At 65.6% G+C, this 19,612-nt stretch carries 21 protein-coding genes; 18 read left to right on the forward strand and 3 right to left on the reverse strand.

Translation table 11 applies throughout. The annotated features are described in order from the left end of the window. On the forward strand, nucleotides 1-516 hold a 516-nt coding region (locus tag RR928_RS19825; protein ID WP_442881931.1), incomplete at its 5' end, for an AMP-binding enzyme. Between the two features lie 169 nt (nucleotides 517-685). Further along, complete coding sequence (locus RR928_RS19830; protein ID WP_332534403.1) at nucleotides 686-1,180, forward strand: LapA family protein; 495 nt, start codon at nucleotides 686-688, stop codon at nucleotides 1,178-1,180. Nucleotides 1,181-1,251: 71 nt separating this feature from the next. Here RR928_RS19830 and RR928_RS19835 read toward each other — a convergent pair whose 3' ends face one another. Beyond that, a complete protein-coding gene (locus RR928_RS19835; RefSeq protein ID WP_332534402.1) occupies nucleotides 1,252-1,557 on the reverse strand; it encodes a c-type cytochrome in 306 nt (101 codons plus the stop codon). A 94-nt stretch (nucleotides 1,558-1,651) separates the two neighbouring features. Between RR928_RS19835 and RR928_RS19840 the strand changes: the two genes are divergently transcribed. The 7 genes from RR928_RS19840 (at nucleotide 1,652) to RR928_RS19870 (ending at nucleotide 9,984) form a co-directional block, all read left to right on the forward strand. Continuing rightward, complete coding sequence (locus tag RR928_RS19840) at nucleotides 1,652-1,891, forward strand: TIGR04438 family Trp-rich protein (protein ID WP_332534400.1); 240 nt, start codon at nucleotides 1,652-1,654, stop codon at nucleotides 1,889-1,891. A gap of 89 nt (nucleotides 1,892-1,980) precedes the next feature. Then, the gene (ilvD, locus tag RR928_RS19845) at nucleotides 1,981-3,837 is read left to right on the forward strand and encodes a dihydroxy-acid dehydratase (RefSeq protein ID WP_332534399.1); all 1,857 of its coding nucleotides are present in this window, start codon (nucleotides 1,981-1,983) and stop codon (nucleotides 3,835-3,837) included. A gap of 247 nt (nucleotides 3,838-4,084) precedes the next feature. Continuing rightward, nucleotides 4,085-4,906, forward strand: a complete 822-nt coding sequence (gene lgt, locus RR928_RS19850; RefSeq protein WP_332534397.1) for a prolipoprotein diacylglyceryl transferase — start codon at nucleotides 4,085-4,087, stop codon at nucleotides 4,904-4,906. A 125-nt stretch (nucleotides 4,907-5,031) separates the two neighbouring features. Beyond that, nucleotides 5,032-6,501 carry a malonyl-CoA decarboxylase gene (locus RR928_RS19855; RefSeq protein WP_332534395.1) on the forward strand — a complete coding sequence of 490 codons (1,470 nt, stop codon included), beginning with the start codon at nucleotides 5,032-5,034 and terminating at the stop codon, nucleotides 6,499-6,501. Nucleotides 6,502-6,581: 80 nt separating this feature from the next. Next, entirely contained in the window at nucleotides 6,582-7,574 is a 993-nt protein-coding gene (locus tag RR928_RS19860) for a Bug family tripartite tricarboxylate transporter substrate binding protein (protein WP_332534393.1), read from the forward strand. 4 nt (nucleotides 7,575-7,578) lie between these two features. Next, nucleotides 7,579-8,397 carry an enoyl-CoA hydratase/isomerase family protein gene (locus RR928_RS19865; RefSeq protein ID WP_332683907.1) on the forward strand — a complete coding sequence of 273 codons (819 nt, stop codon included), beginning with the start codon at nucleotides 7,579-7,581 and terminating at the stop codon, nucleotides 8,395-8,397. Between the two features lie 27 nt (nucleotides 8,398-8,424). After that, complete coding sequence (locus tag RR928_RS19870; RefSeq protein WP_332534391.1) at nucleotides 8,425-9,984, forward strand: malonate--CoA ligase; 1,560 nt, start codon at nucleotides 8,425-8,427, stop codon at nucleotides 9,982-9,984. Nucleotides 9,985-10,009: 25 nt separating this feature from the next. On the opposite strand, the gene RR928_RS19875 is transcribed toward RR928_RS19870, so the two are convergent. Then, complete coding sequence (locus RR928_RS19875) at nucleotides 10,010-10,453, reverse strand: universal stress protein (protein ID WP_332534389.1); 444 nt, start codon at nucleotides 10,451-10,453, stop codon at nucleotides 10,010-10,012. A gap of 108 nt (nucleotides 10,454-10,561) precedes the next feature. Here RR928_RS19875 and RR928_RS19880 point away from each other — a divergent pair, with 108 nt between their 5' ends. From RR928_RS19880 to RR928_RS19915, 8 genes are all read left to right on the forward strand, one after another. Next, entirely contained in the window at nucleotides 10,562-13,006 is a 2,445-nt protein-coding gene (locus tag RR928_RS19880; RefSeq protein ID WP_332534387.1) for a heavy metal translocating P-type ATPase, read from the forward strand. Continuing rightward, nucleotides 13,006-13,143 (forward strand): cbb3-type cytochrome oxidase assembly protein CcoS, encoded by a 138-nt coding sequence (gene ccoS / locus RR928_RS19885; protein WP_332534385.1) that lies wholly within the window; start codon nucleotides 13,006-13,008, stop codon nucleotides 13,141-13,143. The genes RR928_RS19880 and ccoS overlap by 1 nt, the downstream gene beginning before the upstream one ends. A gap of 63 nt (nucleotides 13,144-13,206) precedes the next feature. Further along, nucleotides 13,207-14,646, forward strand: a complete 1,440-nt coding sequence (ccoN, locus tag RR928_RS19890; RefSeq protein ID WP_332534384.1) for a cytochrome-c oxidase, cbb3-type subunit I — start codon at nucleotides 13,207-13,209, stop codon at nucleotides 14,644-14,646. 16 nt (nucleotides 14,647-14,662) lie between these two features. Then, entirely contained in the window at nucleotides 14,663-15,292 is a 630-nt protein-coding gene (ccoO, locus tag RR928_RS19895) for a cytochrome-c oxidase, cbb3-type subunit II (protein ID WP_332534382.1), read from the forward strand. Nucleotides 15,293-15,304: 12 nt separating this feature from the next. Beyond that, nucleotides 15,305-15,445 (forward strand): cbb3-type cytochrome oxidase subunit 3, encoded by a 141-nt coding sequence (locus RR928_RS19900; RefSeq protein ID WP_184275988.1) that lies wholly within the window; start codon nucleotides 15,305-15,307, stop codon nucleotides 15,443-15,445. Nucleotides 15,446-15,475: 30 nt separating this feature from the next. Then, the gene (gene ccoP / locus RR928_RS19905; RefSeq protein WP_332534380.1) at nucleotides 15,476-16,390 is read left to right on the forward strand and encodes a cytochrome-c oxidase, cbb3-type subunit III; all 915 of its coding nucleotides are present in this window, start codon (nucleotides 15,476-15,478) and stop codon (nucleotides 16,388-16,390) included. 97 nt (nucleotides 16,391-16,487) lie between these two features. Next, nucleotides 16,488-16,775 (forward strand): FixH family protein, encoded by a 288-nt coding sequence (locus tag RR928_RS19910; RefSeq protein WP_332534378.1) that lies wholly within the window; start codon nucleotides 16,488-16,490, stop codon nucleotides 16,773-16,775. 80 nt (nucleotides 16,776-16,855) lie between these two features. Continuing rightward, nucleotides 16,856-17,140: a hypothetical protein gene (locus RR928_RS19915; protein WP_332534377.1), complete on the forward strand. Its 285-nt coding sequence runs from the start codon at nucleotides 16,856-16,858 to the stop codon at nucleotides 17,138-17,140. A gap of 24 nt (nucleotides 17,141-17,164) precedes the next feature. On the opposite strand, the gene fnr is transcribed toward RR928_RS19915, so the two are convergent. After that, entirely contained in the window at nucleotides 17,165-17,887 is a 723-nt protein-coding gene (fnr, locus tag RR928_RS19920; RefSeq protein ID WP_332534375.1) for a fumarate/nitrate reduction transcriptional regulator Fnr, read from the reverse strand. 212 nt (nucleotides 17,888-18,099) lie between these two features. Between fnr and hemN the strand changes: the two genes are divergently transcribed. After that, nucleotides 18,100-19,482, forward strand: a complete 1,383-nt coding sequence (gene hemN / locus RR928_RS19925; RefSeq protein WP_332534373.1) for an oxygen-independent coproporphyrinogen III oxidase — start codon at nucleotides 18,100-18,102, stop codon at nucleotides 19,480-19,482. The last annotated feature ends 130 nt before the right edge of the window (nucleotides 19,483-19,612 follow it).

The following is a 19,612-nucleotide window of genomic DNA, read 5'->3' on the forward strand; positions in this document are numbered from 1 at the left end:
GACCCCGAGCGCTTCAAGAAGAGCTACTTCCCCGAAGAGCTCAAGGGCTACTACCTCGCGGGCGACGGCGCGGTGCGCAGCAGCGACCGCGGCTATTTCCGCATCACGGGCCGCATCGACGACGTCCTCAACGTCTCGGGCCACCGCATGGGCACGATGGAAATCGAATCGGCCCTGGTCTCCAAGACCGATCTCGTGGCCGAAGCGGCCGTGGTCGGGCGCCCCGACGATGTGACCGGCGAAGCGATCTGCGCCTTTGTCGTGCTCAAGCGCGGCCGGCCCACGGGCGAGGAGGCCAAGCAGATCGCCAAGGAGCTGCGCGACTGGGTGGCCAAGGAAATCGGCCCGATCGCCAAGCCCAAGGAAATCCGCTTCGGCGACAACCTGCCCAAGACGCGCAGCGGCAAGATCATGCGCCGCCTGCTGCGCGCCCTGGCCAAGGGCGAGGCGATCACGCAGGACACCAGCACGCTGGAGAACCCCGCAATCCTCGAGCAGCTGTCCAAGCCCAACTGACGGCGTGTCAGCCGGGCGCGCGCCGAGTGCGCCCGGCTTGGCCGCTCTGGTGTAGGACAGTTTCGTTCTTGTCACGGCGGCTGCGCATGCCGGCTGCGCATGGGGTAAAAACGCGGGGTGCCAGCTGCCCTGTCCTTGGCGGCGCGCTGATCAAGGAGAACAACAACCCATGCATTTCCGAACGCTTTTACTGGCCATCATCGTGCTGGCCATCGCCGCGCTGGCGGCGCTCAACTGGCCCGCGCTGTCGGCCATCTCCACCGTCGAGCTCGGCGTGACCACAGTGCAGGCGCCGCTGGGTGTGATCATGCTGGGGCTCACGGTGCTGCTGGCGATCTTCTTCATCGCCTATGTGCTGTCGCTGCAGACTTCGGTGCTGCTGGAAACGCGCCGCCACACCAAGGAGCTGCAGGCCCAGCGCGAACTCGCCGACAAGGCCGAGGCTTCGCGCTTCACGGAACTGCGTGCCGTGCTTGAAACCCAGCATCTGCAGGGCCAGACCGCGGTGCTCGAGCGCCTGGAAACGCTGGATGCCCGCGCCGAGGCCCGCTCGCGTGAGCTGGAAAACAGCACGGCCGCCTATCTGGGCCAGCTTGAGCAGCAGTTGCGCGACCGCCCGCCGATAGACCGCGGCTTCGTGCCCGCGGCGCGCGAATTTCCATAAGCGCCCGAAGCGCTTGCGCCGCAAAAAAGCCGCCTGCGAGGGCGGCTTTTTGCATGGTTGGCGCAGGTGTCTTACTTCTGCTGCAGTACCCAGGCTGCCAGCGCCTTGGATTCGGCATCGTTGACCGCAGGGTTGGCGGGCATGGGCAGCGGGCCCCAGACGCCGCCGCCGCCCTTGAGGATCTTGGCCGCGAGCTTGTCGGTCGCGTCCTTCTGGCTCGCGTATTTGGCCGCCACATCCTTGAACGAAGGACCGACCAGCTTCTTGTCGACGGCGTGGCAGGCCATGCAGTTCTTCGACTTGGCCAGGGCCAGGTCGGCCATGGCCGGGGCAGCGGCGCTCAGGGCCAGGGCGAGAGTGATCAGTGTGCGCTTCATCGTAAACTTTCGGCTGGTGTTTTGTTCTGCAGGAAATTGTAGTGGTGCGTGCCGGTGCACGCGGACCGCGGGTTTCTTCGGCCTGGAGTCTTCTATGTGGATGCTGTTGATTGCGCTGTTGCTGACCTTGCTCAAATACCTCGAGGTCGGGCCGCTGGCCGAGCTGTCCTGGTGGTGGCTGCTGGTGCCCTATGGTCTCACGGCGGCCTGGTGGAGCTATGCCGATGCGTCCGGCCTGACCAAGCGCCGCGCGGTCGATCAGGAGGAGGCGCGGCGCCTCAAGCGCATAGACAGGCAAAAGCAGGCGCTGGGCACGCGCCGACCGCCGCGCTGAGCTGACCCTGCGGGCAGCAGCATGGGGTCAGGTGCGACATAATTGCCACCATCCCACGAGCTTTCCCGCAACCCTTTCTCATACTCACCATGCCCGCATACCGTTCCAAGACTTCCACTGCCGGCCGCAACATGGCTGGTGCGCGCTCCCTGTGGCGTGCCACCGGCATGAAGGACGAAGATTTCAGCAAGCCCATCATTGCCATTGCCAATTCCTTCACCCAGTTCGTGCCCGGCCACGTGCATCTGAAGGACCTGGGCCAGCTGGTGGCGCGCGAGATCGAGCGGGCGGGCGGCGTCGCCAAGGAATTCAACACCATCGCAGTCGATGACGGCATTGCCATGGGCCACGACGGCATGCTGTATTCGCTGCCCAGCCGCGACATCATTGCCGACTCGGTCGAATACATGGTCAATGCCCACTGCGCCGATGCGCTGGTGTGCATCTCCAACTGCGACAAGATCACCCCCGGCATGCTGATGGCCGCGATGCGCCTGAACATTCCCGTGATCTTCGTGTCGGGCGGCCCGATGGAAGCCGGCAAGGTCAAGCTGGCCAACCCCACGACGCACAAGATCGAATTCAAGAAGCTCGACCTGGTCGACGCCATGGTGATGGCCGCCGACGACCAGTACACCGACGAACAGGTTGCCGAAGTCGAACGCTCGGCCTGTCCCACCTGCGGTTCGTGCTCGGGCATGTTCACCGCCAATTCGATGAACTGCCTGACCGAAGCCCTGGGCCTGTCGCTGCCGGGCAACGGCACGGTGCTGGCCACGCATTCGGACCGCGAACAGCTGTTCCTGCGCGCCGGCCGGACCATCGTGGAACTCGCCAAGCGCTATTACGAAGGCGACGACGAATCGGCGCTGCCGCGCTCGGTGGGCAAGAAGGCCTTCGAGAACGCGATCACGCTGGACATCGCCATGGGCGGCTCGACCAACACCATCCTGCATCTGCTGGCAATTGCCCAGGAAGCCGAGATCGACTTCGGCATGGCCGACATCGACCGCATGTCGCGCACCGTGCCCCAGCTGTGCAAGGTCGCGCCCAACACCAACAAGTACCACATCGAAGACGTGCACCGTGCGGGCGGCATCATGGCCATCCTGGGTGAACTCGACCGCGCGGGCCGGCTGCACACCGATGTGCCCACGGTCTACGGCGGCACGCTCAAGGATGCGCTCGACGAGTGGGACATCGCACGCGCGCCCAGCGAAGCCGTACAGACTTTCTACAAGGCCGGCCCTGCGGGCATTCCCACGCAGACGGCATTCAGCCAGAGCACGCGCTGGCCCAGCCTGGATACCGATCGCGCCGAAGGCTGCATCCGTTCGGTGGAACACGCGTTCTCGCTTGAAGGCGGGCTGGCCGTGCTCACGGGCAACATTGCCGTCGACGGCTGCGTGGTCAAGACCGCGGGTGTCGATGACACGCTGCTGGTGTTCGAAGGCCGCGCCCATGTGACCGAGTCGCAGGACGAAGCCGTGGAAAACATCCTGGCCGACAAGGTCCAGGCCGGCGACATCGTGATCGTGCGCTACGAAGGCCCCAAGGGCGGCCCTGGCATGCAGGAAATGCTCTACCCCACGAGCTACATCAAGTCCAAGGGCCTGGGCAAGGCCTGCGCGCTGCTGACCGACGGGCGCTTTTCGGGCGGCACTTCGGGTCTGTCCATAGGCCACTGCTCGCCCGAAGCCGCGGCCGGTGGCGCGATCGGCCTGGTGCAGGACGGCGACCGCATCCTGATCGACATCCCCAACCGCACGATCAACGTGCTGGTCAGCGATGAAGAGCTGGCGCTGCGCCGCGAGGCCCAGAACGCCAAGGGCTGGAAGCCCGCCAAGCCGCGCCCGCGCAAGGTCTCGGCCGCGCTCAAGGCCTATGCCAAGCTGGTGATGTCGGCCGACAAGGGCGCAGTGCGGGATCTGTCCTTGCTGGATTGAACTGTGCAAGACCGTTTGTCCTGAGTCGTCAGGATGAACGGTCTGAGCCTGGATCATGAGGGCTGGGCGTTCGTGGCTCACCACGAACGGCGCTCGCGGATCTTGGCACTTCGTTCGTCCTGAGCCCGCCTCGCCGGCCGCGTCGAAGGATGAACGGTCTGCCCTCACGGCAAAGGGCAGGCGCCAAGATACAGCCGCGTAACGCCACTTTCACAGCCCCCGCCCCGGTCTGCGGCACAATCAGTGAATGCTGATCTACCCCCAAATCGACCCCATCGCGCTGCAGCTCGGCCCGATTGCCGTGCACTGGTACGGCCTTACCTATCTGGCCGCTTTCGGCCTGTTCATGTTGCTGGGCATCAAGCGCCTGCGCCATCCGCCGTTCGCGCGGCTCACGGGCGAGCAGGCCTGGACGCGCAAGGACGTGGAGGACATCCTGTTCCTGGGCGTGGTCGGTGTGGTGATCGGCGGGCGCCTGGGTTACTGCCTGTTCTACAAGCCTTCTTATTACCTGTCGCACCCGCTCGAAGTGTTCGCGGTCTGGCAAGGCGGAATGGCGTTTCACGGCGGCCTGCTGGGCGTGATCGGCGCCATGCTGTGGTTTGCGCATTCGCGTCGCCGCCCCTGGCTGCAGGTCGCCGACTTTGTCGCGCCCTGCGTGCCCACGGGCCTGGCGGCCGGGCGCATAGGCAACTTCATCAACGGCGAGCTCTGGGGCCGGTTCTCCAGCCCTGATCTGCCCTGGGGCATGGTCTTTGCGCAAAGCGGCTCCATGCAGCCGCGCCACCCCTCGCAGATCTACCAGTTCCTGCTGGAAGGCCTGCTGCTGTTCGTGCTGCTGTGGCTTTATGCGCGCAAGGAGCATCGCCAGGGCCAGGTGGCCGCGGCCTTCCTGTTCGGCTACGGCCTGCTGCGTTTCATTGCGGAATATTTCCGCGAGCCCGACGACTACCTGGGCCTGCTGTCCATGGGCTTGAGCATGGGCCAGTGGCTGTGTCTGCCGATGATGGCCGCAGGCGTGGGCCTGTGGCTCTGGGCCCAGCGCCAGCCGCAGCGCAGCGTCGCCTGATTGGGTGTCGCCGATGCGACATGTAAAAACTCTGCGCGGCTGAAGTCACCAGGGCAGGGCAACCCATAATGGTGGCAAGGGCATGAGCATGGCATCCTGCCCTGGTTGTCATAAGGACCTGCTGCATGAATCTGGCATCGGAATGGATTACGCGCGGCGTGTCTAAGCTGCGTACGTCGGAGTCGGCCGAAAAGGCGCAAGCGCCGGCCGAAGAAAGCAAGCCCGCGGCCAAGGCGCCGTCGGTGCGCACCACCCATGAGCGCCTCAAGGCGACATTGCGCCGCGGCGCGGAAGCGCTGGCGCCGCGCGTGCTGCGCCGGCTCATGGAAGACCTGCAGGCGGCTTCTGCCGAGCAGGTCAGCGAAGTCGAAGGCGGGCGCCGCGCCAAGGATGTGATCGACTGGTATGCGGCGGCCGCGCCCGCCGAGCGCCAGGATCTGTGGTTGCTGGTGTGCGAGCAGTTCGGCCCCGACGCCGAACGCCTGCAGCGCGCGCGCCAGCACTATGACGAGGCCGATTCCGAAATCGAGCGCGGCCAGGCCGAGATCGCGCTGCGGCGCGCGCTGTCGTCGGCGCGCACGCGGCTGCTGCAGCGCTTTGCCGTGCCCGCGGGCGGAATGCGCTTTCTGCTCGACCTGCGCTCGGAGCTGCTGGCGCTGCCCAAATCCGACAAGCGTTTCGCGGCGCTGGACGCCGAACTCGAGCACCTGTTCTCGACCTGGTTCGATGTGGCGTTTCTCGAACTGCAGCGGCTCAGCTGGGACTCGCCCGCGTCGCTGCTCGAGAAGCTGATCCAGTACGAGGCGGTGCACGACATCCGCAGCTGGACCGATCTGAAGAACCGGCTCGACAGCGACCGCCGCTGCTATGGCTTCTTCCACCCGCGCCTGCCGGGCGAGCCGCTGATCTTCGTCGAGGTCGCGCTGGTCGACGACATCTCGGACAGCATCACGCCGCTGCTCGACGAAAGCGCGGCCACGGCCGACATCAGCCGCGCCAGCACGGCGATCTTCTATTCGATCAGCAACACCCAGACCGGCCTGCGCGGCGTGAGCTTCGGCGACTCGCTGATCAAGCATGTGGCGCAGACGCTGAGCGCCGAATTTCCGCGGCTGCGCACCTTTGCCACGCTGTCGCCGATTCCGGGCTTTCGCAGCTGGCTGGCGAAGAACGGCACGCCGCTGCTGGCGCGCATGAGCGACAAGCCGCGCGGCGAACTCGCGCGCGCCCTGGGCCTGGCGCCCAAGGCTGAGCTCGATGCCGCGCTGCTGCTCGAAGCCGCCGAAAAGGCCGCACAGCTGCCGCAGAACTCGCCCGTGCGGCGCGCGCTGCTGTGGTGCGCCGCGCACTACCTGGGCAAGGAAAGCAACAACGGCAAGCCGCTCGATCCGGTGGCGCGTTTTCACCTGGGCAACGGCGCGCGCGTGGAGCGCCTGAACTGGGGGGGAGACCCTTCTGCCAAGGGAGCCAAGCAGTCGTTCGGGCTCATGGTCAATTACCTCTACGACCTCAAGAAGATCGACAAACATCGAGGCCTGCTGGCGCAGGGCCGGATGCCGGTGTCTCGCGACATCGAAAGCCTGATCAAGGGCTGAGCAGGGGCGGCGCGCAGCGCCACCCCTGCGGGCTGCGGGCAGCAGCGCGCTGAAAACACAAGAAACACAGGAGACAAGCGATGCCGGATATCTCTTTGCAACGCCGCGACGCACTGCGCGCGGCGGCCGCGGCCATGGTCGCGCTCACGGGCAGCAGCTGGGCGCAGAGCCCGGGCTGGCCGACCAAGCCCGTCAACCTGGTCGTGCCGTTTCCCGCGGGCGGCGGCACCGATGCGTTTGCGCGCCCGTTTGCCGCGCAGTTCTCCAAGAGCACGGGCAAGACGCTGATCATCGACAACCGCGGCGGCGCGGGCGGCACGCTGGGCGCGAGCTTCGCGGCCAAGGCGCCGGCCGACGGCTACAACTACTTCATGGGCGGCACCCACCATGTGATTGCGCCTTCGGTCTATGCGCGGCTGGACTACGACCTGGAGCGCGACTTCGTTCCGCTGGCGCTGCTGGCCAGCGTGCCGCAGGTGGTGGTGGTCAATCCGCGCACCGTCACCGCCAAGACGATCCAGGAACTGATTGCCGATCTGCGCCGCAAGCCCGGCAGCTTCAACTACGCTTCGGCCGGCCCGGGCACTTCGCACCATCTGGCGGGCGAACTGTTCAAGCTGCAGACCAATACGTTCGTCACGCACATTCCCTACCGCGGCGCAGGCCCGGCGCTGCAGGATCTGATGGGCGGCAATGTCGACATGATGTTCGACGGCCTGGGCTCCTCGGCGGCGCATATCAAGGGCGGGCGCATCAAGGCGCTGATGGTCTCGGGCAGCAAGCGCAATCCTTCGCTGCCCGACGTGCCCTGCGCGGCCGAAGTGGGTCTGCCCGACTACACCGTGACCACCTGGTACGGCCTGTGGGCGCCGAAGAACACGCCGCTGGAGCAGCAGAACCACATGCTCGAGGAAGTTCGCCGTCTGGGCCAGACGCCTGAAATCAAGGCCATCTGGGCGCAAAATGGCGCCGAATACGGCAGTCTGAGCAAGGAGCAGTTCGCGGCCATGGTCTCGGGCGAAGTCAAGCGCTGGGCCCAGGTGGTCAAGGCCTCGGGTGCAAAGGTGGAGTGAACGAATGCCGGGTGAAGTGAAAGTCCTGCCGCAGGATGCGGCCGGCATCGTGCGCGTGCAGCTGTTGCATGCGGGCAAGCGCAATGCGATGTCGGTGGCGATGTGGCGCGCCTTGCGCGCGGCCTTTGTGGCCTTCCAGGCCGATGCCACCGTGCGCTGCGTGCTCATCGAAGGCAGCAGCGACGCCGGCGAGGCCGCGTTCTGCGCGGGAGGGGATATCTCCGAGTACCCGGATTTCCGTTTCGATGCCGCGCGCCTGCGCGACTTCCATGAGGGCGCCGTCTGGGGCGGCCTGTCGGCGATGCTGGCCTGCGATGTACCCATCGTGGCTGCGATCTCGGGTGCCTGCATGGGCGCGGGCGTGGAGATCGCGGCCTGCGCGGATCTGCGCCTGGCAGCGGCTTCGGCGCGTTTCGGCGCGCCGATAGCGCGCCTGGGCTTTCCCATGGCGCCGCGCGAAGCGGCGCTCGTGGCTTCGGCCGTGGGCGCGCTGACCGCGCGCCAGATGCTGCTCGAAGCCGCGACCTTCAGCGCCGCGGAAATGGCGGCGCGCGGCTTTGTCGGCAGCGTCGTTGACGATGATCAACTGCAGGCTGCGGCGCTGGCCAGCGCGCAGCGCGTCGCAGCGCTCGCGCCCCAGGCCGCGCGCCACAATAAGCAGATATTGCGCGCGCTGCTGGCCGCGCCGCTGGCTGCCGCGCAGGCGCTCGCAGGGCAGGGCGTGCAGGGCCGGCCCGGCGATGATGTGTATGCCTATGCCGATGGGGCGGAGCATCGGGAGGGCATAGCCGCCTTCCTGGAAAAGCGGGCCCCGGCGTTTTGAATGTCCACGAACTTTTTCGAGATTTCCATGCTTTCTGACGACAACCTGTTTGGCGCGCTGCGCGCGGCCTTTCCTTCGGACCTCGATGCCACGGCCGTCGAGGCCATAGGCGCCGACGGCCACAGCCTGTTCTATACCTGGCGCGACCTCGATCAGGCCAGCGCGCGCATCGCCAATCTGCTCGCTTCGCTGCAACTTCCGGCGCGCAGCCGGATTGCGGTGCAGGTCGAGAAATCGGTCGAGGCACTGATCCTGTACCTGGCCACGCTGCGCGCCGGCCATGTGTTCCTGCCGCTCAACACCGCCTACCAGAGCGCCGAGATCGAGTACTTCATCGCCAACGCCGAGCCCGCGGTCGTGGTCTGTTCGCCGGGCAATTTCGGCTGGGTGTCCAAGATCGCGTTCCAGGCCGGCACCCAGTCGGTGTTCACGCTGGGCGACGACCGCAGCGGCAGCCTGCTCGAGCGCGCGGCCCACCACAGCGATCACCATGTGCCCGTGGCCAGCGGCGCCGACGACCTCGCGGCCATCCTCTACACCAGCGGCACCACGGGCCGCAGCAAGGGCGCGATGCTCACGCACGGCAACATGCTGTCCAATGCGCGCGTGCTCAAGGAATACTGGGGCTGGCAGCCCGATGATGTGCTGATCCATGCGCTGCCCATCTTCCACGTGCATGGCCTGTTCGTCGCCATCCACGGCGCCTTGCTCAACGGCAGCAAGATGATCTGGTTCGCGAAGTTCGACCCGGCGGCGGTGATCGCGCGCATGCGCGACGCCACGGTTTTCATGGGCGTGCCCACGCTCTATGTGCGCATGCTGGCCGACGCGCGCCTGACGCCCGCGGCCACGGCGCACATGCGGCTGTTCGTCTCGGGCTCGGCACCCATGCTGACCGAAACCCATGCGGCCTGGCAGCAGCGCACCGGCCACACCATTCTCGAGCGCTACGGCATGAGCGAGACCATCATGCTGACGTCCAACCCCTGGGGTCCCGACGCCACACATGGCGGGCAGTCGGAGCGCCGCCCCGGCACCGTGGGCTTTGCGCTGCCCGGCGTGGGCGTGCGGGTCGTGAACGATGCGGGCGAAGCCGCGGCGGTCGACGAGATCGGCAATATCCAGGTGCGCGGACCCAACGTGTTTCCGGGCTACTGGCGCATGCCCGAGAAGACCGCCGAGGAGTTCACGGCAGACGGCTGGTTCAAGACCGGCGACGTGGGCCGCATCGATGCCCGCGGCTACGTGAGCATCGTCGGGCGCAGCAAGGACCTGATCATTTCGGGCGGCTACAACGTCTATCCCGCGGAAGTCGAAAGCTTCATCAACGACCTGCCGGGCGTGGCCGAAAGCGCGCTCGTGGGCGTGCCGCATCCTGACTTCGGCGAAGTCGGCGTGGCCGTGGTCGTGGCCAAGGCGGGCGCGCAGCTGCAGGCCCAGCCGCTGGTCGACGCATTGAAGGGGCAGCTCGCGAATTTCAAGATTCCCAAGCGCTGCTTCGTGGTCGACGAGCTGCCGCGCAACACCATGGGCAAGGTGCAGAAGAACCTGCTGCGTGCCCAGTATCAGCAGCTGTTCGCGGCCTGAGCGGCGAACGCCGCCCAGGCGGCGTTCAACGCAGCACCAGTACAGGCACGGTCGAATGCGTCAGCACATGCTGGGTTTCGCTGCCCAGCAGCAGGCGCTTGATGCCCTTGCGGCCATGCGAAGCCATGATGATCAGGTCGGCGCCATGCTCCTTGGCGACGTCGATCAGCGTTTCGGCGACCAAGTCCGACTTCATTACGCAGGTTTTCACGGCGACGCCGCGCGCTTCTCCGGTGGCGACGATGCCGTTGAGCAGTTGCTGCGCGCTGTGCACCCACTGGTCCTCGATGCGCTTGACATCATCGATGCTGGTGTAGTCGCCGCCCTCGAGGTAGCTGCGCGAATAGAGCGGAACGACTTTGACGACCACGACGCTGGCCTTGCACAGCGCTGCGAGTGATAGCCCACTTTCGACGGCCTGGTCGGACAGCGGTGAGCCATCGGTGGCGATGAGAATGCGTTGGTACATACGGCCTCCTGAGTTAAACGTGGATGGATCCGATACTCAAGCTTATCTGGCTTTTCGCAATTGATGAAGATCAATACGCGTATGATTCGCCCCAGTTACGCTTGCGCCATGTCCTACAAGATTCCCGAACCGTCCGCAGCGACGGAGACGGTAGCGCTCGATTTCGGCCCCCTGTCCACCGAGGCAAGCGCTTCGCTGCTGGACGACCCACAGGAGTGGAGTGCATTTGGGAGGCCCGTCGGGCCGACTGCCACCCACGAAACCGAACCCCCACCAGATGCTTCCCTCACATGGGATTCCCATGTGGTTTTGCACGGCATGCATTGTGCCGCCTGCGCGCTGACGATCGAGGACGCGCTGCGCAGCGTGCCTGGCGTCGAGCGCGCCGAAGTCAGCGCCGCGACGCAGCGCGCGCGCGTGGTCTGGAAACCTTCCCAGGTGCTGCCCTCCGAATGGATTGCCGCCGTCGAGCGCGCGGGCTACCGGGCGTTTCCGGCGCGCGATGCGTTTGCGCGCGAGATCCGCAAGCGCGAAAGCCGGCGTGCGCTGTGGCGCTGGCTGGTCGCCGGGCTGTGCATGATGCAGGTCATGATGTACGCCTGGCCCGCGTATTCGTCCAAGCCCGGCGATCTCACGCAGGAGATGGAGACGCTGCTGCGCTGGGCCTCGTGGGTGCTGTCGCTGCCTGTTGTGCTGTTTGCCTGCGGGCCGTTCTTCTCGAATGCGTTGCGCGACATCCGCGCGCGCCGCGTGAGCATGGACCTGCCGGTCGCGCTGGGCATGCTGATCACTTTCGTCGTGAGCACCATGGGCACGTTCGACCCTTCAGGCCCGTTCGGCCGCGAAGTGTTCTTCGACTCGCTGACGATGTTCGTCTTTTTCCTGCTCTCGGGCCGGCTGCTTGAGATGCGGCTGCGCGACCGCACCGCGGGTGCGCTCGAAGCCGTGATGAACCGCCTGCCCGACAGCGTCGAGCGGCGCTGCGCCGACGGCAGCTGGGAGCGCGTCGCAACGCGCCGCCTGCAGTCCGGCGACACGGTGCGCGTGCTGCCAGGCGAAGCCTTTCCCGCCGACGGCGAAATCGTCGCCGGCAGTACCCATGCCGACGAGGCCCTGCTCACGGGCGAGTCGACGCCCGTGCTGCGCCATGTGGGCGATGCGGTCGCGGCCGGCAGCTACAACCTTGACGCCGTGGTGCAGGTGCGCGTGCGCGCCGTGGGCGAGGGCACGCAGTTCGCGCAGATCGTCGCGCTGATGGAAAGCGCGTCGCTGCAAAAGCCCCGGCTGGCGCAGCTCGCCGACCGCATCGCGCGCCCGTTCCTGATCGCCGTGCTGCTGGCCGCCGGCCTGGCCGCGGCCTGGTGGTGGCCCACCGACCCCAGCCACGCGATGATGGTCGCGGTGGCGGTGCTGATCGTGACCTGCCCCTGTGCGCTGTCGCTGGCCACGCCCGTGGCCATGCTGACTGCGGCGGGCACGCTGGCGCGCAGCGGCGTGCTGGTGCGCAATCTGCAGGGCCTGGAAGCCCTGGCCGCGGTCGATACGCTGGTGTTCGACAAGACCGGCACGCTCACGCGCGACGGCATGGCCGTGCGCAACCTGCAGGCAGGCGTGGGTGTCGATGCCGACGAGGCCTTGGCGCTTGCGGGCCTGCTCGCGCGCCAGTCTGTGCATCCGGCCTCGCGCGCCGTGGCGCGCGCGGCCGACAATGATGCCGCGGCGCAGGCGCAGGCCGCGCGCTGGCAGATCGTGCAGGTGCAGGAACGTGCGGGTTTCGGCCTGATCGCCGTGGTGCGCGACAGCCTGCAGCCCGAACGGCTGCGCCAGTTCCGCCTGGGCTCGGTGCGCCATACGGGTGCGCTGGAGCAGGGCGCGTCGGCGCTGCAGCAGGTGGTGCTCACCGAAGAAGACGGCCAGGGCCAGCCGCGCGAGCTCATGCGCTTCGGTCTGAGCGAGGACTTGCGCGCCGAGGCGCCGGCCGTCGTGGCGCAGCTGCGCGCCGCGGGCATCCGCGTGCTGCTGCTGTCGGGCGACCGCGATGCGGCCGTGCAGCGCATTGCCGCGCAGACCGGCATCGATGTCGCGGTGGGCGATTGCACGCCCCAGGACAAGCTCTCACGCCTGCAGTCCGAGCAGGCCGCCGGCCGCCATGTGGCCATGTGCGGCGACGGCCTCAACGACGGCCCGGTGCTTGCCGGCGCCCATGTCTCCTTTGCGTTTGGCCGCGCGGTGCCGCTGGCGCAGTCGCGCTCCGATTTCGTGGTGCTGGGCGACCATCTCGAGCTGGTCGCCCAGACGCTGCTGCTGGCGCGGCGCACCTTGCGCATCGTGCGCCAGAACCTGTGCTGGGCCGCTGCCTACAACGCGGTCTCGGTGCCGCTGGCGGTCGTCGGCTGGATGCCGGCCTGGCTGGCCGGCCTGGGAATGGCGCTGAGTTCGCTGCTGGTGGTGCTCAATGCGGCGCGCCTGGCGCGCGCCATGCCGCTGACGATAGTCGATGCACCGGCTTGTCCTGCCGTGCAGCCGGCCGTGGCCCTGACAGGAGCGATCTGATGGAAATTCTCTATTTGCTGATCCCGTTATCGGTAATCCTGGTACTGGTCATCGTGGCCGCCCTTTGGTGGGCAGTCTACCGAGGCCAGTTCGAGAGTGTGGAGCAAGAGGGGGAGCGGATTCTGAGAAACGATTGACATGTATCAATACACCAGAAGCCCGGTGGATAAACACTTTGCAAGCAATACAAGAGGTGCGCGATGGACGTTCTAAAAAACAGTGCTGTGCATTACGACGATAAGGTCGTAAGACAGTTTTCGATAATGGCCGTGGTCTGGGGGGTGATAGGCATGGCGGTCGGCGTGCTTATCGCCGCCCAGCTCGCCTGGCCAGAACTCAACTTCGGTGTGCCATGGCTGAGCTTTGGCCGCCTGCGGCCGCTGCATACCAATGCGGTGATCTTTGCGTTTGGCGGCAGCGCGCTGTTCGCCACCAGCTACTACGTGGTGCAGCGCACCTGCCAGACCGGGCTGTTCATGCCCAAGCTCGCTAGCCTCACCTTCTGGTGCTGGCAGCTGGTGATCGTCGGCGCCGTGATCAGCCTGCCCCTGGGTTATACCCAGAGCAAGGAATACGCCGAACTCGAATGGCCCATCGATCTGTTGATCCTGGTCACCTGGGTCAGCTACGCGATCGTGTTCTTCGGCACCATAGGCATCCGCAAGGTCAAGCACATCTATGTGGCCAACTGGTTCTTCGGTGCCTACATCATTGCGATCGCGCTGCTGCACATCTTCAACAACATCGCCATTCCCGCGAGCTGGATGAAGAGCTACTCGGCCTATGCGGGCGTGCAGGACGCGATGATCCAGTGGTGGTACGGCCACAACGCCGTGGGCTTCCTGCTCACCGCCGGCTTCCTGGGCATGATGTACTACTTCATCCCCAAGCAGGCCGGTCGTCCGGTCTACAGCTACCGCCTGTCCATCGTCCACTTCTGGGCGCTGATCTTCACCTACATGTGGGCCGGCCCGCATCACCTGCACTACACGGCGCTGCCCGACTGGACGCAATCCGTGGGCATGGTGTTCTCCATCATCCTGCTGGCACCGAGCTGGGGCGGCATGATCAACGGCGTGATGACGCTGTCGGGCGCCTGGCACAAGCTGCGCGATGACCCCATCCTGCGCTTCCTTATCGTGGCGCTGTCGTTCTACGGCATGTCGACCTTCGAAGGCCCGATGATGGCGATCAAGACCGTGAATGCGCTGTCGCATTACACCGACTGGACCATTGGCCACGTGCACTCGGGTGCGCTTGGCTGGGTGGGTCTGATCACCATGGGTTCGCTCTACTACCTGATCCCGCGCCTGTTCGGCAAGGACAAGATGTATTCCGTGCCCGCGATCGAGCTGCACTTCTGGATGGCGACCATTGGCATCGTGCTGTACATCGCCGCGATGTGGATTGCCGGCGTGATGCAGGGCCTGATGTGGCGTGCGGTCAACCCCGACGGTACGCTGACCTACACCTTCGTCGAGAGCGTGAAGGCGACCTATCCGTTCTACGTGATCCGCGTGGTCGGTGGTCTGCTGTACCTGGGCGGCATGCTGGTCATGGCCTGGAACACCTGGAAGACGGTCATCAACGGTCGTTCGGTCAAGGTCGCCATTCCCGCAGTGAACCAGGCCCACGCCTGAGTTCTAGGAGCCTCACATGTCTGATCAAAACAAAAAATCGAGCGGATTCACCCACGAGAAGGTGGAAACCAGCAACTTCTGGATGATCGTGCTGACCTTGCTGGTCGTGGCCGTCGGCGGTCTGGCCGAAATCGTGCCGCTGTTCTACCAGAAGTCGACCACCGAAGCCGTGCAGGGCGTCAAGCCCTACACCGCGGTGCAACTGGTGGGCCGCGACATCTACCAGCGCGAAGGCTGCTACAACTGCCACTCGCAGATGATCCGCCCCTTCTATGCCGAAACGCTGCGCTATGGCCACTACTCGGTCGCCGGCGAGTTCGTCTATGACCACCCATTCCAATGGGGTTCCAAGCGCACCGGTCCCGACCTGCACCGCGTGGGCGGCAAGTACAGCGATGAATGGCATCGCATCCACTTGACCAATCCCCGCGACGTGGTGCCCGAGTCCAACATGCCTGCCTACGCCTGGCTGGCCAAGACACCTGCGGACCACGAGTCGATTGCCACGCACATGACGGCGCTGCGCCGCGTGGGCGTGCCCTACACGGACGACGAGATCAAGGCCGCGACCGACGAGGTCAAGGGCAAGACGGAAATGGAAGCCGTCATCGCCTACCTGCAGGTTCTTGGCACGGCACTGAAGTAAGAGGAAAGCACCATGGACATCATCACCACCATGCGCATCGTGGTCACGCTGGCGTCTTTTGCCTTCTTCGTGGGCATCTGGTGGTGGGCTTACGCCCGCCGCAACCAGGCCCGCTTCGACGAGGCTGCGCAGTTGCCCTTTGAACAGGACTGAAGAGTCCTGTCCGCATAACGAGAACAACCCATGAGCGATTTCGTAAACAATTTCTGGTCGATCTTCGTGATCGTGCTGACACTGGGCGGCATACTTTTTTGCGCTCTGCTGCTGCTTTTCACGGCGCGCAAGAAAGTCATGTCCACCGGGGACAACACCACGGGCCACGTCTGGGACGGTGACCTGCGCGAACTGAACAACCCCTTGCCACGCTGGTGGGTGTGGCTGTTCGTCATCACCGTGATCTTCGGCATCGTCTATCTCGTGGCCTATCCGGGCCTGGGATCTATGTCGGGCAAGCTGGGCTGGTCGCAGGTCGGCGCCTACGAGGCCGAAATGGCCAAGGCCAAGGCGCAGATCGAGCCGCTTTATGCGCGCTTCGCGACGATGACGCCCGAGCAGCGTGCCGAGGATCCGCAGGCCATGGCCATAGGCGAGCGCCTGTTCATGAACAACTGCGCGCAATGCCACGGCTCGGACGCGGGCGGCAGCAAGAGCTTTCCCAACCTGACCGACGGCGACTGGCTCTACGGCGGTGACCCTGAAACCATCAAGACCACCATCACCGAAGGCCGTTTCGGCATCATGCCGCCGATGGCCGCGGCTGTGGGCACGCCCGAGGACGTGCGCAATCTCGCGCACTATGTGCTGAGCCTGTCGGGCAGCCCCAACGATTCGCTGCGCGCATCGCTGGGCAAGTCCAAGTTCACGGCCTGCGCCGCGTGCCACGGCATGGACGGCAAGGGCAACCACGCTTTGGGCGCGCCCAACCTGACCGACGATATCTGGTTGCATGGCTGGGGTGAAGCCGCGATCATCGACATCATCACCAACGGCAAGCAAAACCAGATGCCGGCGCAAAAGGACAAGCTGACCGAAGGCCAGATCGGCGTGCTGACCTCCTATGTGTGGAGCCTCTCGCACAAGCCAGCCGCTGCGCGCTGATAGCGCCGACTCGGGGCGGTGCGCAAGTGCCGTCCTTTTTTTTCGTCCGCACGCCGTGCAGCGCCGGCGCGCGGACCGCAACCTTGAAAGCCGCACCATGTCGCAAAATCCTGCCAACGCTCCCGCACACGATCCCCGGCCCTGGTGGAAATTCGGTTTTGTCTGGATGGTGATCGGCGGCCCGGCCGTGGTCGTGGTCGCCGGCCTGGTCACGTTCTGGATCGCTGCGGCCCATCCCGATCCGGTGATCGATCCCGACTACTACCGCCACGGCGTGGAGATCAACCAGACGCTGTCCGAGAAACCCGACCTGCGCCTTGCGCCCGCGCTGACCGGCCGCAACCACGCGGCGACGCCGGCCGAACACGTGCCCACCGACCGCTGACGCCGGTACGCGGGTTTTCCGCAGCGCCCGCAGGCGGCTTTGGCTGCAGAATGAATTTCCTGCTGCGAAAGGAGTTCCTGATGTGGGCAAAACGCTTGATGTGGATTCTCTGGCCTGCTTTCCTGGCGGCCTGTGCGATGGAAATGCTGGTGTTCGGCTTCGTCGATCCCAGTGACATCCAGTGGCAGGGCGCGGCGCTCACCTGGAGCCGCCAGACGTTCTATACGCTGTCGTTCTTTGCGTTCTGGCTGGTCATCAGCGGCGCGAGCGCCTTGACCTGTCTGCTGGGCATGGGGCCGGCCGAAGTCAACGGCTGGGAAAAAGACGCGCCACGCCTGCGCGATCCCGCACCGGCGCTGGACTGAAACGCCCGGCGCTCGCAGCCGCCGTTATTCGCAGCCGTGCTGGTTGTTGACGATGCGCTTGAGCGCATCGGTATCGAGAATGCGGATATGGCGTTGCTTGACTTCGACGATGCCTTCGTCGACGAACTTCGAGAACGTGCGGCTCACGGTTTCGAGCTTGAGGCCCAGGTAGCTGCCGATTTCCTCGCGCGTCATGCGCAGCACCAGCTCCGACGCCGAAAAACCGCGCGTGTGCAGCCGCTGCACCAGGTTCAGCACGAACGCCGCCAGGCGTTCCTCGGCGCGCATGCTGCCCAGCAGCAGCATCACGCCATGCTCGCGCACGATCTCCCGGCTCATCACCTTGTGCACGTGGTTCTGCAGCACCGTGACTTCGCGCGACAGCTGCTCGAGCTTGTCGAACGGCATCACGCAGACTTCGGCATCCTCGAGCGCGACCGCATCGCAGGTGTGGTGGTCGTTGACGATGCCGTCCAGCCCGATGATCTCCCCCGCCATCTGGAAGCCCGTGACCTGGTCGCGTCCGTCTTCGGTCGCCACGCTGGTCTTGAAGAATCCCGTGCGTATCGCGTAGAGCGAAGAGAACGCTTCGCCGTTGTGGAACAGCAGGGCACCCCGCTTGACCTTGCGACGCACCGCGACGATGGTGTCGATGCGTTCCATCTGCTCCTCGTTCAAGCCTATGGGCAGGCACAGTTCGCGCAGATTGCAGGTGGAACAGGAGGCTTTGATCGCTTGTAGATTCATGGGAATGGGACCTCGGGGTTGGCGATGCGAGTCTGACGGGCGGCGCGGCCCCCTTTATCGCATGGAACGCCGCAGCGCGCAGCACATGGCGTCACGGCTGCTGCTGATATGCGTCAAATTGTCGCAGGCCCTGGCTGCGCAAGACTTGATCGACATCAAGGTCGCGGAGATTGGGATGCGGCAAAGTACGCCAAAGCAAGGAAAGATCCCCCATGACCGCAATCACCCCCGAGCTGTTGCAGCGTTTCGACGTGCCGGGCCCGCGCTACACCTCGTTCCCGACGGCCGACCGTTTCGTCGAAGCCTTCGGCCAGGACGACTACACCCTCGCGCTGGCGCAGCGCCGCCAGGGTGCGCCCGGTCAGGCGCGGCCGCTGTCACTGTATGTGCACATCCCGTTTTGCGCCGCGCTGTGCTACTACTGCGCCTGCAACAAGATCATCACCCGCCACCCCGAGCGTGCCCAGACCTACCTCGAGTATCTGGCGCGCGAAGTCGCGCTGCATACCGCGCACTGCGGCACGGGCCAGCCCGTGAGCCAGCTGCATCTGGGCGGGGGCACGCCGACCTTCCTCACCGACGCAGGCCTGACCGAGCTGATGGCGCTGCTGCGCCGCCACTTCGCGTTCCAGCCCGGCGGCGAGTATTCGATCGAAGTCGACCCGCGCACCGTGACGCCCGAGCGCCTGGCTTTCCTTGCGCAGTTGGGCTTCAATCGGCTGAGCTTCGGTGTACAGGATTTCGACCCCCAGGTGCAGAAGGCCGTGCACCGCGAACAGCCCGCGAGCCAAGTGTTTTCGCTGGTGCAGGCGGCGCGCGAACTGGGTTTCGAATCGATCAATGTCGACTTGATCTACGGCCTGCCGTGCCAGACCCCCGAATCGTTCGAGCGCACGCTGGCCCAGGTGGGCGAACTGCGGCCCGACCGCATCGCGCTCTATGCCTACGCCCATCTGCCCGAGCGCTTCAAGCCGCAGCGGCGCATCGACAGCGCGGCGCTGCCCGGCGCGGGCGCCAAGCTGGCCATGCTCGCGCGCTCGCTCGAAAGCTTCCAGGAGGCCGGCTATGTGTACGTGGGCATGGACCATTTCGCGCTGCCCACCGACGCGCTGGCCGTCGCCAAGCGCCAGGGCCGGCTGCACCGCAATTTCCAGGGCTACAGCACCCAGCCCGACTGCGATCTGATCGCGCTGGGCGTCTCGGCCATTGGCCGGGTCGGCGCGACCTACAGCCAGAACGCGAAGACGCTCGATGAGTATTACGACCTGCTCAACCAGGGCCGGCTGCCCGTGGTGCGCGGCCTGGCGCTCAGCCGCGATGATTTGATTCGGCGCGCGGTCATCATGGCGCTGATGTGCCAGGGCGAGGTGCTCTTCGAATCGCTGGACCAGGCCTGGCTCATCGATTCGCGGCGCTACTTCGCGGCCGAGCTGGAGATGCTCGAAGACCTGCAGCAGCAGGGCATGGTGGAAATCGACGACGAAAGCCTGCGCGTCACGGCCCTGGGCTGGTATTTCGTGCGCGCAGTAGCCATGACGTTTGACCGCTATTTGCAGGCCGACAGGAACCGCGCGCGGTTTTCACGGATCATCTAGGCTTGTCTGCGGCCAGGCCCGGGCGTTCGCGTCCGGCCTCGTTCCCGTTCGCGCCCAGCCTGTCGAAGCGCAACACTCCGTTCGCGCTGAGCCTTTCAAAGCGCGGCACTCCGTTCGCGCTGAGCCTGTC

It is taken from the genome of Comamonas sp., assembly GCF_036666375.1.
Lineage (GTDB): Bacteria > Pseudomonadota > Gammaproteobacteria > Burkholderiales > Burkholderiaceae_C > Comamonas.

Excerpts from the sequence above, each read along its gene's own strand:
- RR928_RS19830 (WP_332534403.1), top strand. The coding sequence starts at position 686 with ATGCATTTCCGAACGCTTTTACTGGCCATCATCGTGCTGGCCATCGCC.
- RR928_RS19835 (WP_332534402.1), bottom strand. The coding sequence starts at position 1,557 with ATGAAGCGCACACTGATCACTCTCGCCCTGGCCCTGAGCGCCGCTGCC.
- RR928_RS19840 (WP_332534400.1), top strand. The coding sequence starts at position 1,652 with ATGTGGATGCTGTTGATTGCGCTGTTGCTGACCTTGCTCAAATACCTC.
- ilvD (WP_332534399.1), top strand. The coding sequence starts at position 1,981 with ATGCCCGCATACCGTTCCAAGACTTCCACTGCCGGCCGCAACATGGCT.
- lgt (WP_332534397.1), top strand. The coding sequence starts at position 4,085 with ATGCTGATCTACCCCCAAATCGACCCCATCGCGCTGCAGCTCGGCCCG.
- RR928_RS19855 (WP_332534395.1), top strand. The coding sequence starts at position 5,032 with ATGAATCTGGCATCGGAATGGATTACGCGCGGCGTGTCTAAGCTGCGT.
- RR928_RS19860 (WP_332534393.1), top strand. The coding sequence starts at position 6,582 with ATGCCGGATATCTCTTTGCAACGCCGCGACGCACTGCGCGCGGCGGCC.
- RR928_RS19865 (WP_332683907.1), top strand. The coding sequence starts at position 7,579 with ATGCCGGGTGAAGTGAAAGTCCTGCCGCAGGATGCGGCCGGCATCGTG.
- RR928_RS19870 (WP_332534391.1), top strand. The coding sequence starts at position 8,425 with ATGCTTTCTGACGACAACCTGTTTGGCGCGCTGCGCGCGGCCTTTCCT.
- RR928_RS19875 (WP_332534389.1), bottom strand. The coding sequence starts at position 10,453 with ATGTACCAACGCATTCTCATCGCCACCGATGGCTCACCGCTGTCCGAC.
- RR928_RS19880 (WP_332534387.1), top strand. The coding sequence starts at position 10,562 with ATGTCCTACAAGATTCCCGAACCGTCCGCAGCGACGGAGACGGTAGCG.
- ccoS (WP_332534385.1), top strand. The coding sequence starts at position 13,006 with ATGGAAATTCTCTATTTGCTGATCCCGTTATCGGTAATCCTGGTACTG.
- ccoN (WP_332534384.1), top strand. The coding sequence starts at position 13,207 with ATGGACGTTCTAAAAAACAGTGCTGTGCATTACGACGATAAGGTCGTA.
- ccoO (WP_332534382.1), top strand. The coding sequence starts at position 14,663 with ATGTCTGATCAAAACAAAAAATCGAGCGGATTCACCCACGAGAAGGTG.
- RR928_RS19900 (WP_184275988.1), top strand. The coding sequence starts at position 15,305 with ATGGACATCATCACCACCATGCGCATCGTGGTCACGCTGGCGTCTTTT.
- ccoP (WP_332534380.1), top strand. The coding sequence starts at position 15,476 with ATGAGCGATTTCGTAAACAATTTCTGGTCGATCTTCGTGATCGTGCTG.
- RR928_RS19910 (WP_332534378.1), top strand. The coding sequence starts at position 16,488 with ATGTCGCAAAATCCTGCCAACGCTCCCGCACACGATCCCCGGCCCTGG.
- RR928_RS19915 (WP_332534377.1), top strand. The coding sequence starts at position 16,856 with ATGTGGGCAAAACGCTTGATGTGGATTCTCTGGCCTGCTTTCCTGGCG.
- fnr (WP_332534375.1), bottom strand. The coding sequence starts at position 17,887 with ATGAATCTACAAGCGATCAAAGCCTCCTGTTCCACCTGCAATCTGCGC.
- hemN (WP_332534373.1), top strand. The coding sequence starts at position 18,100 with ATGACCGCAATCACCCCCGAGCTGTTGCAGCGTTTCGACGTGCCGGGC.